The sequence below is a fragment of the Stutzerimonas azotifigens DSM 17556 genome, from assembly GCF_000425625.1.
In the GTDB taxonomy this organism is placed as follows: Bacteria; Pseudomonadota; Gammaproteobacteria; order Pseudomonadales; family Pseudomonadaceae; genus Stutzerimonas; species Stutzerimonas azotifigens.
The window spans coordinates 143,893-158,590 of sequence record NZ_KE384407.1 but is presented as its reverse complement, the minus strand read 5'-3'; the positions used below and the strand labels follow the sequence as shown (position 1 = coordinate 158,590).

The following is a 14,698-nucleotide window of genomic DNA, read 5'->3' as shown; positions in this document are numbered from 1 at the left end:
GCCGCTCGGCAATGGCATCAGTGTTTCAATCCGGCAGCCGGGACCAGTCGGCGGGCCAGGTTGGCGCCTGCGTTGGCGGCGACCGTCAGCAGCGCGCGCAGCTTGCGCGCCGGGGAGATCAGCGCCAGCGCGTGGCAGAACACCTCGGCCATGAAGTGCTGGTAGAGCGCCTCGTTGCCGATCCGCTGGTAGTAGCGGGCCAGGCTGTAGTAGGCATGCAGCGACATGCGGATGCGCTGCCGGCTGGGGCGCATGGAGAAGATCCCGCCCTGGTGCACGCGGTAGGCCGCCGGCTGGATCTGCTCGAGGAACTTGCCCTTGCCGTGGGCGCCGAGCAGCGACCACCAGCAGATGTCCAGCACCTCGACGCCGTGCAGCTCCGCGGGCAGCTCATGGACGAGGTTGCGAAAGCACACCGTGAGGGTCGACAGCGGGCGCCCGCGCATCAGCTCCAGCGCGCTGGCGTCGCGCCGGTAGCGGGCGCCGAGATGCGGCGAGCGGATCACGCCCCGCTCGTCGAACATGAAGGCGTCGTGATAGGTGATCACGTAGTCGCGGTTGTGCTCGAGGAAGTCCACCTGGATCTGCAGCTTGCGCGGGTCGGTCCAGTAGTCGTCGCCCTCGCAGTAGGCGATGTAGCGGCCGCGCGCCTGGGCGAACAGGGCGGTGCTGAAGGGCACGCCGAGGCTGTACTGGTTCTGCGTCTGGTAGATCGGCCGGATGATGTTCGGATAACGCGCGGCGTACTGGCGGATCAGCGCGGCGGTGCCGTCGCTGGAGGCGTCGTCGTGGACGATGATCTCGAACGGGAAATCGGTCTCCTGGCGCAGGAAGCCGTCGAGGGTCGCGCCGATGAACGCCTCGTGGTTGTAGGCCAGGCAGACGATGCTCAGCAGGGGTGTGGTGTGGCCGCCCCAGCGCGCGAGCAGCGCGTGTTCGTGCTTCAGATCCATTTCCGGGTACTCGGTCCGAGGGCCATGAGGTACAGCCGCTCCCGCACGCCGCGGGTGCTGGCGGTGACCAGCAGCAGGCAGAGCAGCCCGGAGGCGGCCAGTGCCAGCAGGATGTCCAGCCGCGCCTCGCTGGCGATGGCGTCGAACAGCGGTTCGCCCAGCAGCAGGCCCAGCGCGGTCGCCGCGGCGACGCGCAACAGGTCGCGCATCCACGGCCCCTGCAGTTCGGGGGCGAAGCGCCGGTGGACGATGGTCGGCCAGATCGCCAGGGTCGCCAGGCGCAGGAAGAACCAGGCCAGCGCCGCCCCCAGCGCGCCCGCCGAGAATGCGGCGTAGGCCACCACCGGGATGCTGATCGCCGTCGAGACCAGGCTGTACCAGATGTGCATGCGCAGCCGGCCATAGGCGTACTGCAGGTAGAACTGGAAGGCGCCGACCGCCAGCAGGGCGCTGCCGGCGGCGTACCAGGGCAGGATCGCGGCGCTCCACTGGGCGGCCTGCGCGTCGCCGCTCCAGGCGAACAGCAGGTCGCGCGCGTGGAAGGCGATGACCCCGGCCAGCGGGAACAGGATGCTGCAGATGAAGCGGTTGGCGTTCAGGTAGAGCGCCTGCATGTCCGCCACCCGGCCTTCGGCGGTGAGCAGCGTCAGCCGCGGCAGCAGCGTCTGCACCAGCGGGTTGGCCAGGGTCGTCAGGCCCGTGGCGATCAGCGCCACCAGCGAGAAGTAGCCGTATTCGCGCAGCAGCAGCAGGTTGGACAGCAGCACCTTGTCCAGCTGGGTGAGGACGATCGACAGCAGCGTGGTCAGCGACAGCCCGGCGGCGAACGGCAGCACCGGCCGGACCACCCGCCAGTCGAACCCCGTCAGCCGATGCGGGGCGGGCAGCAGGCGATAGGCCTGGACCGCGAAGAGCGCGGCCTCGACCAGGGTGACCGCGGTCTGGAACAGGAAGAAATGCAGCGGCTCCTGGGTCACCCGGGCGACCAGCCAGAGGCCGCCGAGGTAGCGCAGGCTGGCGATGGCGACGTTGGCGCCGTTCAGCCAGGCGTGCCGCTCCATGCCCTGGATGCCGCTCTTGTACAGCGTGATGTAGAGCCGCAGGCCGACCATCAGCCCCATCAGCGCGATGCACCGGGCGATGACCTGGACGTCCAGTTGCTGCGCCTGCAGCCAGTGATCGGCGATCCAGCCGCTGCCCAGGCCGATGCCGGCCACCGTGGCCACGGCGATCGGCAGGAAGATCAGTTCGAACGAGCGCAGCAGCCGCCCCGGCAGGCCGTCGGTCCCGCCGCCGCCGCGGTGGCTGGCGACCTGCCGCACCAGCGAGGGAGACAGACCGGCATCGAGCACCTGCAGCCAGGCCTGCATGACGGCGAAGAAGCCGATCAGCCCGTAGGCCTCGGCGCCCAGGTGCCCCAGGTAGAAGGGCAGCACCACAATTCCCACCAGCAGCGCGTAGGCCTGCCCGAGGTAGCTCAGGCCGGTGTTGCGCACCATGGAAAACATGCCGGCGTCCGACATCGCGAGCGACCTCAACAACTCTGCTTCAACTCGACCCCGGCCGCCGGGGCGCGCAACGCGTCGAGCGCCGTGGACAGCGGGCGGTACAGCGAGACGGCGGTGGCGCGGGCGCCGGTGGCCTCGCGGACCAGCGTGCGGATGATCCGCTCCTGCACGCCGCGCGGCAGGCCCGGGTAGATCGGCAGGCACAGCACGCGGTCGCTCAGGGCACGGGAGCGCGGCTGCGGGGCCTGCGGCTGGAGGTAGTCGAGGGTGTCCAGCGACGGGTAGAAATAGCGCCGCGGGTTGATGTCCTGGCCGTTGAGCGCGGCGCGCACGCACAGCAGCTGGGCCTCGTCGCGCAGCGCCAGCGGGAAGTAGCCGTGGTTGCGCTGGCTGCCCGGCTGCGCCCGCTGCAGGTCGAAGTGCTCGCCGAGCGTGCGCTCGTAGCGATGGGCGATCTCGGCGCGCTGCTCGAGGATCGCGTCCAGGTCGTCGAGGATGCACAGCCCCATGGCGGCGCAGACCTCGTTGAGCTTGGCATTGATGCCGGGCCCGTCGATCTGGTCGGTGTCGACGATGCCGAAGTTGCAGAGCAGGCGAATCCGCGCGGCCAGTTCGTCGTCGTTGGTGACGATGGCGCCGCCCTCGATGGTGTGGAACAGCTTGGTGGCGTGAAAGCTCAGCGTGCTGACGTCGCCCCAGTTGAACACCGACTCGCCCTGGTGCCGCACGCCGAAGGCGTGGGCGCCGTCGTAGACCACCTTCAGGTGGTAGAGCCTGGCCAGCTGTGCGATGCGCTCGACGTCGCAGGGGTTGCCGAACACATGGGTGGCGACGATGGCGCGGGTCTCGTGGTCGATGCGCGCCTCGATCTGCGCCGGGTCCAGCGTCCAGGTGGCCTCGTCGATGTCGGCGAACACCGGCCGGATGCCCTGCCACTCCAGTGAACTGGCGGTGGCGACGAAGCTGAACGGCGTGGTGACGGCCGCGCCGCTCAGGCCGAGCGCGCGGTAGGCGATCTGCAGTGCCAGGGTGCCGTTGCTGGTCAGGACGATATTGCGCACGCCCAGGTAGTCCTTCAGCCGCTCCTCCAGCGCGATCGCCAGCGGCCCGTGGTTGGTCAGCCAGTTGCTGGCGTAGATGCTGTCCACGTAGCGCTTGAACTTGTCCTTGTTACCGAGATAGGACCGAGTGACGTTGATGGTCATGGCGAATTCCTTGTCGAGCGCACGGCCGTGCGCGCCACCGGAGTGGGCCTGGTTGGGTCGGTGAAAGCGTTGTCCTGTAGCGGGCCGCGAACCCTGCCGAGGGTCGCTGGCCGTGAAGCGGTGCAGCTCCTGCCGCCTGGACGGGCGGGGCTGTCGTGGCCTGGGTAGCGGAAGGGCTACGCGTGCCTCCGTGTACGCAGATCGAGCGGCCATTTCTCTCTCCCTGAGGAAACTGCACTTGCCGGGCCTCGTGCCCTTTTCGTGGTCCTGCGGGTGACCAACGCCGTCAGCGAAGCCTTGCGCCGGGCAAGGCTACCGCCACCAGGTGCCCGTGGCGGGCCCGGTTCGATGTCTGGGAGTTTCCGAACGCATGGCCGCAGGTCGCGACCGGTGGCTTCGGATGGCTACCGCCCTCGGCTTTCGCCGAACTCATTCCCTTGATCGCGCACCTTGCGGCGCGCCGACTGTCCCTGCGGCGGATACCAATCCGGCTGGGGAGGCAGCAAAGGAGAACAGGGTCTTCTTGATTGTTGGGTATGTGACCGAACTCTCAGCTTTTTGCTGCAAGACTAGGTATTGACCACGGCCGCTTCGCTGTCAAGCGAAGCCGCGAGAAATACTTCTGCCAGGGGTGGCGCATGCCGCTGCCGTGATTTCGACGCCCGCTCCCGTAGGGGGGAGGCCCTGCCTGCGACCTGGCATCCGCCGGGAATGGGGGCCTGCACTCAGTTGGAGTCGACACGAAGCCACTCCCTCTCCCCGCGGGAGAGGGCTGGGGTGAGGGCAGGGCTGCACCGGATTGATTGGTGGGCTGAAGCGGAACGCCGCCCGGCCCACCCAACGCCCAGGCGTGCAACGACGCCTGGGCAGGCTTTCCCCTCATCCGGCCCTGCGGGCCACCTTCTCCCGGGGGAGAAGGGAAAGCGTCGGCGCTGCCCTGATTTCGATGCCCGCTCGCGTAGGAGCAGGCTCTGCCTGCGACCTGGCATCCGGTATGGGCCGAGCCAGTTCATGGTCAAGATCCCACGCAGCCGCAACGAGCCACTTTTCCGTAGGAGCGAGCTTGCTCGCGAACCGGGCACTCAGCCAGAGCTGACAAATGTTGGGCTGTGCATCGCCTGAATAGTGGGCTCAAGCCCACCCTGCGCCCACGCGTGCGATGACGTCCGAGCGCTCCCGCGGCCGCTGTGCGGGCACGCTCTTTTGTGGGAGCGGCCTGGGCCGCGAAACGGGCCTGCACTCAGTTGGAGTCGACACGAAGCCACTCCCTCTCCCCGCGGGAGAGGGCTGGGGTGAGGGCAGGGCTGCACCGGATTGATTGGTGGGCTGAAGCGGAACGCCGCCCGGCCCACCCTACGCCCAACTCGCATGCATGCAATGATGCGAAAGCGGCCCGTTCCCTGCCGCCGGGAGACGGGCCGCTCGAAGGGCGAGGGACGCCGGGGTTAGATCACCTCGGCCCAGAGGTCGTATTCGTCGGCGTTGGTCACCCGTACGCGAACCTTGTCGCCGGGCTGCAATGGCTGCTCGCTGTCGACGTAGACCATGCCGTCGATTTCCGGGGCATCGGCGTAAGAGCGGCCGATGGCGCCTTCCTCGTCGACCTCGTCGATGAGCACTTCGATCTCCTGGCCGATCTTGCGCTGCAGGCGCGCCGCGCTGATCGCCTGCTGGTGCGCCATGAAGCGCTCCCAGCGGTCCTGCTTGACCTCGTTCGGCACCGGCTCCAGGCCCAGTTCGTTGGCCGGGGCGCCCTCGACCGGCGAGTACTGGAAGCAGCCGACGCGATCGAGCTGCGCCTCGGTCAGCCAGTCCAGCAGGTACTGGAAGTCCTCCTCGGTCTCGCCGGGGAAGCCGACGATGAAGGTCGAGCGGATGGTCAGCTCCGGGCAGAGCTCGCGCCACTGCTTGATGCGGGCCAGCGTGCGGTCCTCGAAGGCCGGGCGCTTCATCGCCTTGAGCACCTTGGGGCTGGCGTGCTGGAAGGGGATGTCGAGGTAGGGCAGCAGCTTGCCCTCGGCCATCAGCGGGATGACGTCGTCGACGTTCGGGTACGGGTAGACGTAGTGCAGGCGCACCCACACGCCCATGGAGGAGAGCGCCTCGCACAGCTCCTTCATGCGCGTCTTGACCGGGCGGCCGTCCCAGAAGTCGGTCTTGTACTTGAGATCGACGCCGTAGGCGCTGGTGTCCTGGGAGATCACCAGGATCTCCTGCACGCCGGCCTTCACCAGGCGCTGCGCCTCGGACAGCACGTCGCCCACCGGGCGGCTGACCAGCTTGCCGCGCATCGACGGGATGATGCAGAAGCTGCAGCTGTGGTTGCAGCCTTCGGAAATCTTCAGGTAGGCGTAGTGGCGCGGGGTGAGCTTGATGCCCTGCGGCGGCACCAGGTCGACGAAGGGGTCGTGATCGACCTTCGGCGGCACCACCTCGTGCACGGCGTTGACCACCTGCTCGTACTGCTGCGGCCCGGTGACCGCCAGCACGCTCGGGTGCACGTCGCGGATGTTGCCTTCGTCCACGCCCATGCAGCCGGTGACGATCACCTTGCCGTTCTCGGCGATGGCCTCGCCGATGGCGTCCAGCGACTCGGCCTTGGCGCTGTCGATGAAGCCGCAGGTGTTGACCACCACCACGTCGGCATCCTGATAGGTGGGCACCACCTGGTAACCCTCCATGCGCAGCTGCGTCAGGATGCGCTCGGAATCGACCGTCGCCTTCGGACAGCCAAGACTGACGAACCCGACTGTTGGCGCTTTGCTCATGGGAGAAACCCTCAGGACACCGGAAAAAATGGCGCGCGAGTATACAGCGCTTTAGGCCCTTTCGAGCCACCTCCAGGCGCCGGTCGTCGTGCCGGATTTCAGCGGCCGGTGACGGGCAGCGGCCCGCTGCTCGGCCGGCGCCGGTACCAGGCGGCGAACAGCAGGACCGCCAGCAACAGTTCGGCCAGGTCGCCGCCGTAGTACATCATCACGGCGGCCACCTCCAGATCCTCGGGCGCTGCGCCGGCGCCGCGGGGATAGCCGTGGCCGTACATCAGCTTGGCCAGCAGCGCGTGGGCCGCGGTGCCGGCGAACAGCACCAGCAGGCGGGGGCGAAAGCCCGGGCGGTGGGGGGCCGGCGATCGACCAGCTGTACAGGTATCCGGCCACGAGGAAATGCAGCAGCAGCCAGCCGTGCAACACCGGCTGGCGCTGGCTCCAGGCGAACAGCGGAGTGAGGTAGAGCAGGTACAGTGCGCCGATGTCCAGCAGCAGCGCCGAGACCGGATGTGTCAGCACGCGCAGCGGCCGGCTGCCGAGCAGGGCGGTCAGGCGTCGTGCAGCGCTCGGCGGCGCCGCCTTGAGCAGCAGGGTGCCGGGCTGGCCGAGCATCAGCGACAGCGGGGCGAACATGCCCAGCAGCAGATGCTGAGCCATGTGCCCGCGCAGGTCGCCGTGTGCCCAGTGCTGCGCCGAGGGTGCCAGCGCGGCGGCGAGCAGGGCGCAGCCGAAGAGAAAGCACGCCGTGCGTGCGGCCGGCCAGTTCCGGGCGAGTCGGGCTACGCCGAGAAGGTAGAGGCCGGCGAGCAGCGCCGCCAGCCCCATCGGCAGCGCGTCAGCGCCCCACGCCGCGCCCGGCGCCACAGCAGCGCCCCGATCAGCAGCAGGAGCAGGGCGGCGGCATTCCAGCCCAGGTCGTACAGCCAGAGATCCTCGACGTAGCGCACCTGGTGCACCCGCAGCACCTTGTGGTCGACGATGCCGTCGAACAGCTGGAAACCGCCCGCGCCGAGGAACAGCCCGGCCCAGGCATGGCCGACCGCCAGCGTTCGCCGCTGGCGCAGCTCGGCGAAGAGGAAGAAGCCGGCGACCAGCAGGATGAGTTCGGCGGCGTGCAGCAGGCCGTCCGACAGCAGGCCGATGGCCGGCGTCGCGCGGTCGAAGAAGTGGTGCCAGGCGAGCAGCTGGTGAAAGACAATCTCGTCGATCGCGGCCATCAGCCCGACGCCGATCAGCGCGGTCGCCAGCAGCGAGCGTCGGGTGTCGAGAATGCCGGAACGGCTCTCCATTCGGCCTCCGTCTTGTTGCCTACCGTTGTGGCTGCACGTCGCGAACGGATTCAGCGGCGCTCAGAGGGATTCAGCGCTCCGGAATGATCGAGATTTTGCCGTCCTTCTCGAGGATGGCGAACTTGATCTGGTCCAGGCGCTCGAGGCCCTGGGTATTGCGCGCCGCTTCGAGGATGTCTTCCTCGCCGACCCGGGCCTTGTCCAGGCGCCGCTGCAGCACACGGCCGTGTTCGACGATGATCATCGGCTCGCCGTCGATGAACTTGGCCAGGCGCGTCGAGCGGCGCTTGAGCAGCGACAGGGCGATGTCGAAGGCGATCAGCGACACGATGACCACCACCGCGTTGGTCACCGAGAAGTCGTCGCCGAGCAGTGCCTGCTGGGTGGCCTCGCCGATGATCAGCAGCAGCACGAAATCGAAGGTGGTGATCTCCGACAACGTGCGCCGGCCGGCGAAGCGCAGCACCAGCAGCACGGCGAAGTAGACGGCGGCGGCGCGAAGAACCGAATCCACGTTGGACTCCTCAGGGGTAGACGAACTGGCTGATGTCGAGCGTTTCGCCGCGCAGCTGGGCACGGCTGCGCGCCGGCCCGACGCCGTTGGGCCGTAGCGTCAGGTTGAGCGTGGCGCTGTCGCCGCCGAGCGTGAGCTGCAGGCGCATGCCGCTGCCGGCGCCTTCCGCCAGCGCCGGCTCGGGTTGGATGCTTTCCAGCGCGAAGCGCTCCAGCAGCGCGCCGTCGAGCGTCAGCCAGAGGGTTTCGCCCGGGCTGCCGCGGATCGTCAGGCGCATGTCCGAACTCGCGCCGAGCCGCTCGAAGCGCTGGTAGTCGACGGCCAGCTGGCCGCTGGGCGTCTGTGCGTTGACCCGGCTCAGCGGGCCGGTACTGAACAGGCCGGCCAGCGCGAGGACGAGAATGAGCAGGATCAGGTACCAGCCGACGCGCTCGGTCTTCCATAGCCGCTGCTGCAGCGTCATATCCTCGCGGATCGGGTAGCTGCGGCTTTCCAGCTCGTCGCGGTTGTCGGCCATGGGGTCCTCGGCTCGCGGCCCTTGCAAGCGATAGACGATGCCGATGCCGGCAAAGTTCGGGACTCAGCGCGGCTCCGCCGGCCGATCCCGCGAGCTCCAGGGTTGCGCACCGTAATAACGGGCCAGCTGTTCGATCTGCTCGTCGTCGAGGCGGCGCGCGGCACTGTGCATGACATGCGCGTACTCGCTGCCGCCGCGGAGGCCGTCGCGGAACAGCTGCAGCTGCAGCGCCAGGTAGCCGGGGTACTGCCCAGCGATCTCCGGATACTGGCGGTTGCGCGGGGTGGAGGTCGGGCCGTGGCAATGCACGCAGCCGGGCACGCCGCGCTCGGGCAGGCCCTGCCGGGCGAGCGCTTCGCCTTGCGCCGGAGGGGCCGGCGGCGCTTCCTGCGTCGCCGGGGCGGGCAATCCGGCGTAGTGCCGGGCCAGCGCCTGCAGGGCCTGGTCGTCGAGCCCGGCGACGATCGGCTGCATGATGCCGCTCTGCCGCGTGCCACTGGCATAGGCACGCAGGCTGGCGAGCAGGTAGGCCTCGCGCTGCCCGGCGAGCTTGGGGTAGGCGCCGAGGCCGCGTCCGAGGCCGTCGTCGCCATGGCAGCGGGCACAGTCGGCGAGCAGTGCGTCCGGCGCATCGGTCGGCGCCTGCAGGCGCGGGACCGTGGCTGCCGCGCCCGGCCCCAGCGCGAGTTCGCGATAGCGTTGCGGGCTCATGCCAGGCAACTGCTCGAGGAAGGCCACCAGCGCCCAGACCTCGTCCTCGCGCCCGAGCGCCGGCCAGGCTGGCATGGCGGTGAACTTGATGCCGTTCTTGACGATCCAGAACAGCTCCTCGGGCCCCCACTCGGCGATGCGCGGCGGCAGGAAGGGCGGCGCCGGCGTCATCCGCTCGACGATCAGCGACCGCTCCTGGCCCGGTGCGCCGTGGCAGAAGGCGCAGCCGGTGGCGTAGTGCCCGGCGCCCTTGAGCACCAGCGATGGGTCGTCGAGCGGGGGCGGGGTGATGCTCGCCGACTGCGTACGTACCGAACTGCGCATGGTGAAGTGCAGCAGCCAATCGGTGAGCGGCCAGTGCCCGGAGCTGGCGGCCACCGGAACCAGGCCCGACCAGGCGAACAGCAGCCCGGTGCCGCTCAGCAGCACCAGCGTCAGCGCCGCCGCGGCCAGCCGAAAGCGCCACGAACCGTGCCGCAGCCGTTGCCCGAGGCCGGCGAAGGGCCGCATGAGCAGGCGGTAGAGTGCCTCAGCGGGCCGATGCGACATCGGTTTTCTCTCTCAGCAGGCCGGCCAGCAGGTAGAGCCCGCCGGCCAGATAGGAGCAGCCGCCGAACACCAGCATGATCACCCCGCCCAGGTGCTGGTCGTCGAGCGCGGACAGGCCGTCGGCGGCCAGTGCCGCGTGCGCGTACAGCGGTCGCCCGGCCAGCGCCAGCAGCACGCCGAGCAGGGTCATGTGCATGGAGGTCAGCAGCAGCCCGGCGATGCCGGCCGCGGCGCGGTCGCGGCGCCGCGAGCCGCCGAAGGCCGACAGCCAGAGCAGCAGGCCGACGGCCAGGTAGCTGAGCTGCTCCAGCGCCAGCAGGCCGCTGGAATGGCGGGCGGCGTGGTGCAGCGCCGGCGCGTGCCAGCCCCAGACCACCACCAGCTCCACCAGTGAGGCCAGCGCCGGCGAAAACAGCCGGGGCGCCTGCTGTACCGGGTCCAGGCGGCCGTTGGCCAGCCCGAGCGCGAGCAGCGGCGCGGCTACCGCCACCACCAGCACGTGCATCGCCATGTGCGCGGCGAAGGCGCGTTCGGCGAGCGCCGGCAGCGGGCCGAGCCAGGCCATGGCCAGGGTCAGCGCGCCGAGTAGCAGGGCCAGGCGTTTCATTCGCAGGTCTCGATGAACACGACCGAGAGCGCCACGAACAGGGTGGCGACGAAGCTCAGGCCGCTCAGCAGCAGGGTTGAATAGCCGAGGAAACGGTAGCGGTCCTCGGCGGTGTCGAAGTCGTGCGGCGGATCGGCGTGGCCGAAGCGGTGTTGGCGATAGCCGCGCCAGCCGGTCAGGCCGATGCCGACCAGCGCCACCAGCGTGTACAGGCCCACCAGCAGGCTCGCGTCGCCCAGCAGGCCGGTCCGGCCGGCGACCTTGGCGCACCAGACCGCCGCGGTGACGTAGCACAGCAGGAAGTGGATCGCCCAGATGCCCGGGCCGAAGGTCAGCAGCCACAGGCTCCCCCAGCGCGCCGGCGGGGCTTCCAGTTCTTCGTCGGGCAGATCGTCGTTGCGTTCGTTCATGCGACCCTCGGGAATCCGCCGATCACCGCCACCGTCACCACCAGGGTGATGGCCATGAAGTGCCAGTAGAGGCCGACGTTCTGCATGTCGATGTCGTATTCGGCGGTCATCCGTCCGGCGGCGCGCCGGGCGACGCAGTACAGCAGCATAATCAGCGCCGCGCCCAGGTGCAGCAGCGTCCAGAGCACCAGCACCCAGACCGTCGCCGGGTAGACGTGAGTGGTCGGATCGAGCCCGCTAAGGTGCGGACCGGCGAACAGCGCGACGCTGCAGGCCACCGTGAGCAGCGCGGCCAGGGCCAGCGACAGGTAGAAGCCGAGGACCTGGTCGCGCCGGTTGCAATGCCGCGCCAGCAGGGTCAGCGCCCAGGCGCCCAGGCCCAGCCCGGCGGCGATGGCCGGCCAGAGCAGGCCGGGCCCCGCGGCCGGCCCCGGCAGGAAATCGTCGTGCACCGTCCAGAAGAAGAAATAGCCGAACACCAGGCTGGCGAAGGCGCTCATGTCGCCGATCATGGTGATGAACATCGCCCACCAACCCACCGATTTGGGCCCCGAGGCGTAGAGCGGCAGGGTCAGGCCGAGGCCGACATCCTTTTGCGGCTTTTCCGGGATCATCGCGGTGCCCGTCCACAGCCAGCCGAGGATGGCGAAGCCCGCCAGCACCGCACAGACGAGCGCCGGCAGGTACAGGTGATAGACCGGAAAGATGAAGGCGCCGCCGGTGAAGATCGCCGCCCACAGCGTCTGGAAGGTCGGCCCCGGCACCCGCAGGCATTGCATCGGCCGGCCGTCGATGGTGCTGGTGATCAGTGTCTCGCGCTGCCCTTCCTCGGCGTCGGGCAGGTAGAAGCGCCCGGCATCGACGTCGGCCATCAGGTTGGGCTGGTCCCAGAGCGGGTAGCGGCTCTTGATCAGCGGGATCGAGCGCACGCCCCAGGACTCGTCGGGCATCTTCGCCAGCCACTCCAGCGTGCCGGCGCTCCAGGGATTGCGTGGCGAGTAGGGCTCGTTCTTCTTCGGCCGCACCACCTCGAACAGCAGGATCAGCACGCCGGCGGCGAACACGAAGGCGCCGACGGTCGAGACCAGGTTCAGCAGGTCCAGGCCCATGCCGGCCGGATAGGTATAGACCCGCCGCGGCATGCCCAGCAGCCCGGTGAAGTGCATCGGCAGGAAGGCCACGTTGAAGCCCACGAACATCAGCCAGAAGGCCCACTTGCCGCTCCTTTCCGACATCTGCTTGCCGTTGGTCAAAGGGTAGAAGTAGTAGATCCCGGCGGCCACCGGGAACAGCATGCCGCCGATCAGCACGTAGTGCAGGTGGGCGACGACGAAATAGGTGTCGTGTGCCTGGAAGTCGAAGGGCGCCACCGCCACCATCACCCCGGTCAGCCCGCCGAGCACGAAGATCGCCAGCGCCCCGGAGACGAACAGCGTCGGCACCGACTTGACGAAGCGCCCGGCCAGCGCCGTGGCGAGGAAGCAGAAAATCTGCACGCCGGTGGGAATCGCCACTGCCTCCGAGGCGGCGGAGAAGAACGCCAGCGAGATGCCGGGCATGCCGGTGGTGAACATGTGGTGCACCCACAGCCCGAAGCTGATGAAGCCGGTCCCCACCGCCGCCAGCACGATCCAGCCGTAGCCGACGATCGGCCGCTGCGCGGCGGTGGGCACGATCATCGCCACCAGCGCGATGGCCGGCAGGAAGATGATGTAGACCTCGGGGTGGCCGAAGATCCAGAACAGGTGCTGCCACAGCAGCGGATCGCCGCCGCGGGTGTGGTCGAAGAACGGCCAGTCGAAGGCGCGCTCCATCTCGAACAGCAGGTCGCCGGCGATCAGCGGCGGGAAGGCGAACAGGATCATCACCGCCACTACCAGGATGTACCAGGCGTAGAGCGGAATCAGATTGATGCGCATGCCTGGCGGGCGGGTCTTGAGCACGCCTACGATCAGTTCGACGGCGGCGGCCAGCGAGGCGATCTCGATGAACGACAGGCCGAGCAGCCAGACGTCCGGGCCGATGCCTTCGCTGTAGCTGGTGGTCAGCGGCGGGTACATGAACCAGCCGCCCTGGGGCGCGGCGCCGAAGAAGATCGAGCCGCAGACGAAGATTCCGCCGATCACGAAGCACCAGAAGCCGTAGGCCGACAGGCGCGGGAAGGGCAGGTCGCGGGCGCCGAGTAGCTGCGGCAGGATCAGGATCGAGAAGGCCTCGAAGATCGGCACGCCGAACAGGAACATCATCACCGAGCCGTGCAGGGTGAAGGCCTGGTTATAGGTGTCGGCGGAAAGGAAGTCGTTTTCCGGCACCGCCAGCTGGGTGCGCATCAGCAGCGCCAGCACCCCGGCGAACAGGAAGAACACGAAGGCCACCGTCGTGTACCAAAGCCCGACGTCGCTGTTGTTCACCGCCGACCAATAGCGCCAGCCGCGCGGGACCTCCCAGGGCTTGCGCAGGCGCTGCTCCTGCGCCTTCTGGCGCTCGCGGTCGTCCGGGTCGAAGGGCTCGGTGGCGCTGTCGGTCATTCCAGTTCGCTCAGGTAGGCGGCCAGCGCGGCCAGTTCGTCGACCGGCAGCATGCCGAAGGCCGGCATGCGCACGTCGGGCTTGACCTCGCCGGTGTGGCCGATCCAGCGGATCAGCGCCTCGCGGTCGTTGGGCAGGGCGTCGGCGCCCAGGCCCAGGCGGCTGCCGACATGGGTCAGGTCGGGCCCCAGGCGGCCGTCGGCCGGCGTGCCGCGGACGGTGTGGCAGGCGCCGCAGCCGTTGGCGAGAAAGGCCTGCTGGCCGCGTCGCGCCTGCTCGGCGGTGGGCGCTCGGGCGAGCGTCGCCTGGTGCGCCAGCCAGTCGCGGTAGGCGTCCGGCTCCATCACCACTACCTGGAAATTCATCAGCGCGTGGGACGCGCCGCAATATTCGGCACAGGCGCCGCGGAAGGTGCCGGTGCGGGTCGGCTCGACCACCAGTTCGGTGATGCGTCCGGGGATCATGTCCACCTTGCCGGCCAGCGAGGGAATCCAGAACGAGTGGATCACGTCCGGGCTGCTCAGGCGGAACAGGATGCGTTCGCCGAGCGGCAGGCGAATCTCGTTGGCCAGCTCGACCGCTTCGCCGTTCTCCTGCGGGTAGCGCACGCGCCACCACCACTGTTCGCCGGCGACCTCGATGCGCCGGTCGATGTCGCCGGTGGCGCGCAGCTCGGGGATCAGCATCAGCCCGTAGATCAGCAGGGCGGTGAGCACGGTAGTCGGGAACACCACGCCGCCGCCGATGATCAGCCAGCGGGCCGAGCGGACGCCGTGGGCCTCCGGGTGCGCGCGGGTGACGTAGAGCGCCAGGCCGATGACCAGCGCCCAGATCAGCAGCGAGCCGACGGTCATCCACCAGAACAGCTCGGCGATCCGCTCGGCGCCCGCTCCGGCGGGGGCAAGGGCGGACTGGCGTCCTTCGCAGCCGGCCAGCGACAGTGTCGTGGCCAGCAGCCAGCCGGCCCGGTACCTGCGCGGTTGTCGTGGGTCTGTCCTGATCAAGGGATCGCCCGGTTCTGGTGACTAAAGGTGTCCGACCATCTGCGAGGAGAAAAATTTGCGTCGTGGACCGATTCGGCTTTGGCTCGGTGGGGCGGGCGTTGGGGTCGCAGGCAGAGCCTGCTCCTACAGGTGTGG

At 69.0% G+C, this 14,698-nt stretch carries 12 protein-coding genes and 1 pseudogene; all 13 read right to left on the bottom strand.

The window, feature by feature from the left end; all coding sequences use genetic code 11:
• Window positions 1-17 precede the first annotated feature (17 nt).
• A complete protein-coding gene (locus tag H610_RS0109235) occupies window positions 18-953 on the bottom strand; it encodes a glycosyltransferase family 2 protein (RefSeq protein ID WP_028239386.1) in 936 nt (311 codons plus the stop codon).
• Window positions 944-2,476, bottom strand: coding sequence for a lipopolysaccharide biosynthesis protein (locus tag H610_RS0109230; RefSeq protein WP_028239385.1), 1,533 nt, complete (start codon window positions 2,474-2,476; stop codon window positions 944-946). The genes H610_RS0109235 and H610_RS0109230 overlap by 10 nt, the downstream gene beginning before the upstream one ends.
• 11 nt (window positions 2,477-2,487) lie before the next feature.
• Window positions 2,488-3,666, bottom strand: a complete 1,179-nt coding sequence (locus tag H610_RS0109225) for a DegT/DnrJ/EryC1/StrS family aminotransferase (protein ID WP_028239384.1) — start codon at window positions 3,664-3,666, stop codon at window positions 2,488-2,490.
• Window positions 3,667-5,111: 1,445 nt separating this feature from the next.
• Window positions 5,112-6,434 (bottom strand): 30S ribosomal protein S12 methylthiotransferase RimO, encoded by a 1,323-nt coding sequence (rimO, locus tag H610_RS0109220; protein ID WP_028239383.1) that lies wholly within the window; start codon window positions 6,432-6,434, stop codon window positions 5,112-5,114.
• A 98-nt stretch (window positions 6,435-6,532) separates the two neighbouring features.
• A pseudogene (locus tag H610_RS23665) lies at window positions 6,533-7,259 on the bottom strand (cytochrome c oxidase assembly protein).
• A complete protein-coding gene (locus H610_RS23660; RefSeq protein WP_051231636.1) occupies window positions 7,214-7,723 on the bottom strand; it encodes a DUF2243 domain-containing protein in 510 nt (169 codons plus the stop codon). The pseudogene H610_RS23665 and the gene H610_RS23660 overlap by 46 nt, the downstream one beginning before the upstream one ends.
• Before the next feature lie 70 nt (window positions 7,724-7,793).
• Entirely contained in the window at window positions 7,794-8,237 is a 444-nt protein-coding gene (locus H610_RS0109205; RefSeq protein ID WP_028239381.1) for a DUF421 domain-containing protein, read from the bottom strand.
• A gap of 10 nt (window positions 8,238-8,247) precedes the next feature.
• Entirely contained in the window at window positions 8,248-8,754 is a 507-nt protein-coding gene (locus H610_RS0109200) for a hypothetical protein (protein WP_028239380.1), read from the bottom strand.
• Window positions 8,755-8,817: 63 nt separating this feature from the next.
• A complete protein-coding gene (locus H610_RS0109195) occupies window positions 8,818-10,014 on the bottom strand; it encodes a c-type cytochrome (RefSeq protein ID WP_051231634.1) in 1,197 nt (398 codons plus the stop codon).
• Complete coding sequence (locus H610_RS0109190) at window positions 9,995-10,621, bottom strand: cytochrome c oxidase assembly protein (RefSeq protein ID WP_043238152.1); 627 nt, start codon at window positions 10,619-10,621, stop codon at window positions 9,995-9,997. Before H610_RS0109190 ends, H610_RS0109195 begins: the two co-directional genes overlap by 20 nt.
• On the bottom strand, window positions 10,618-11,031 hold the full coding sequence (locus H610_RS0109185; protein ID WP_084166422.1) for a hypothetical protein: 414 nt from the start codon (window positions 11,029-11,031) through the stop codon (window positions 10,618-10,620). The genes H610_RS0109190 and H610_RS0109185 overlap by 4 nt, the downstream gene beginning before the upstream one ends.
• Window positions 11,028-13,559: a cytochrome c oxidase subunit I gene (gene ctaD, locus H610_RS0109180; protein ID WP_028239376.1), complete on the bottom strand. Its 2,532-nt coding sequence runs from the start codon at window positions 13,557-13,559 to the stop codon at window positions 11,028-11,030. The genes H610_RS0109185 and ctaD overlap by 4 nt, the downstream gene beginning before the upstream one ends.
• Window positions 13,556-14,563 carry a cytochrome c oxidase subunit II gene (gene coxB / locus H610_RS0109175; protein WP_236614286.1) on the bottom strand — a complete coding sequence of 336 codons (1,008 nt, stop codon included), beginning with the start codon at window positions 14,561-14,563 and terminating at the stop codon, window positions 13,556-13,558. Before coxB ends, ctaD begins: the two co-directional genes overlap by 4 nt.
• Between the last annotated feature and the right edge of the window lie 135 nt (window positions 14,564-14,698).

Excerpts from the sequence above, each read along its gene's own strand:
- H610_RS0109235 (WP_028239386.1), bottom strand. The coding sequence starts at position 953 with ATGGATCTGAAGCACGAACACGCGCTGCTCGCGCGCTGGGGCGGCCAC.
- H610_RS0109230 (WP_028239385.1), bottom strand. The coding sequence starts at position 2,476 with ATGTCGGACGCCGGCATGTTTTCCATGGTGCGCAACACCGGCCTGAGC.
- H610_RS0109225 (WP_028239384.1), bottom strand. The coding sequence starts at position 3,666 with ATGACCATCAACGTCACTCGGTCCTATCTCGGTAACAAGGACAAGTTC.
- rimO (WP_028239383.1), bottom strand. The coding sequence starts at position 6,434 with ATGAGCAAAGCGCCAACAGTCGGGTTCGTCAGTCTTGGCTGTCCGAAG.
- H610_RS23660 (WP_051231636.1), bottom strand. The coding sequence starts at position 7,723 with ATGGAGAGCCGTTCCGGCATTCTCGACACCCGACGCTCGCTGCTGGCG.
- H610_RS0109200 (WP_028239380.1), bottom strand. The coding sequence starts at position 8,754 with ATGGCCGACAACCGCGACGAGCTGGAAAGCCGCAGCTACCCGATCCGC.
- H610_RS0109195 (WP_051231634.1), bottom strand. The coding sequence starts at position 10,014 with ATGTCGCATCGGCCCGCTGAGGCACTCTACCGCCTGCTCATGCGGCCC.
- H610_RS0109190 (WP_043238152.1), bottom strand. The coding sequence starts at position 10,621 with ATGAAACGCCTGGCCCTGCTACTCGGCGCGCTGACCCTGGCCATGGCC.
- H610_RS0109185 (WP_084166422.1), bottom strand. The coding sequence starts at position 11,031 with ATGAACGAACGCAACGACGATCTGCCCGACGAAGAACTGGAAGCCCCG.
- ctaD (WP_028239376.1), bottom strand. The coding sequence starts at position 13,559 with ATGACCGACAGCGCCACCGAGCCCTTCGACCCGGACGACCGCGAGCGC.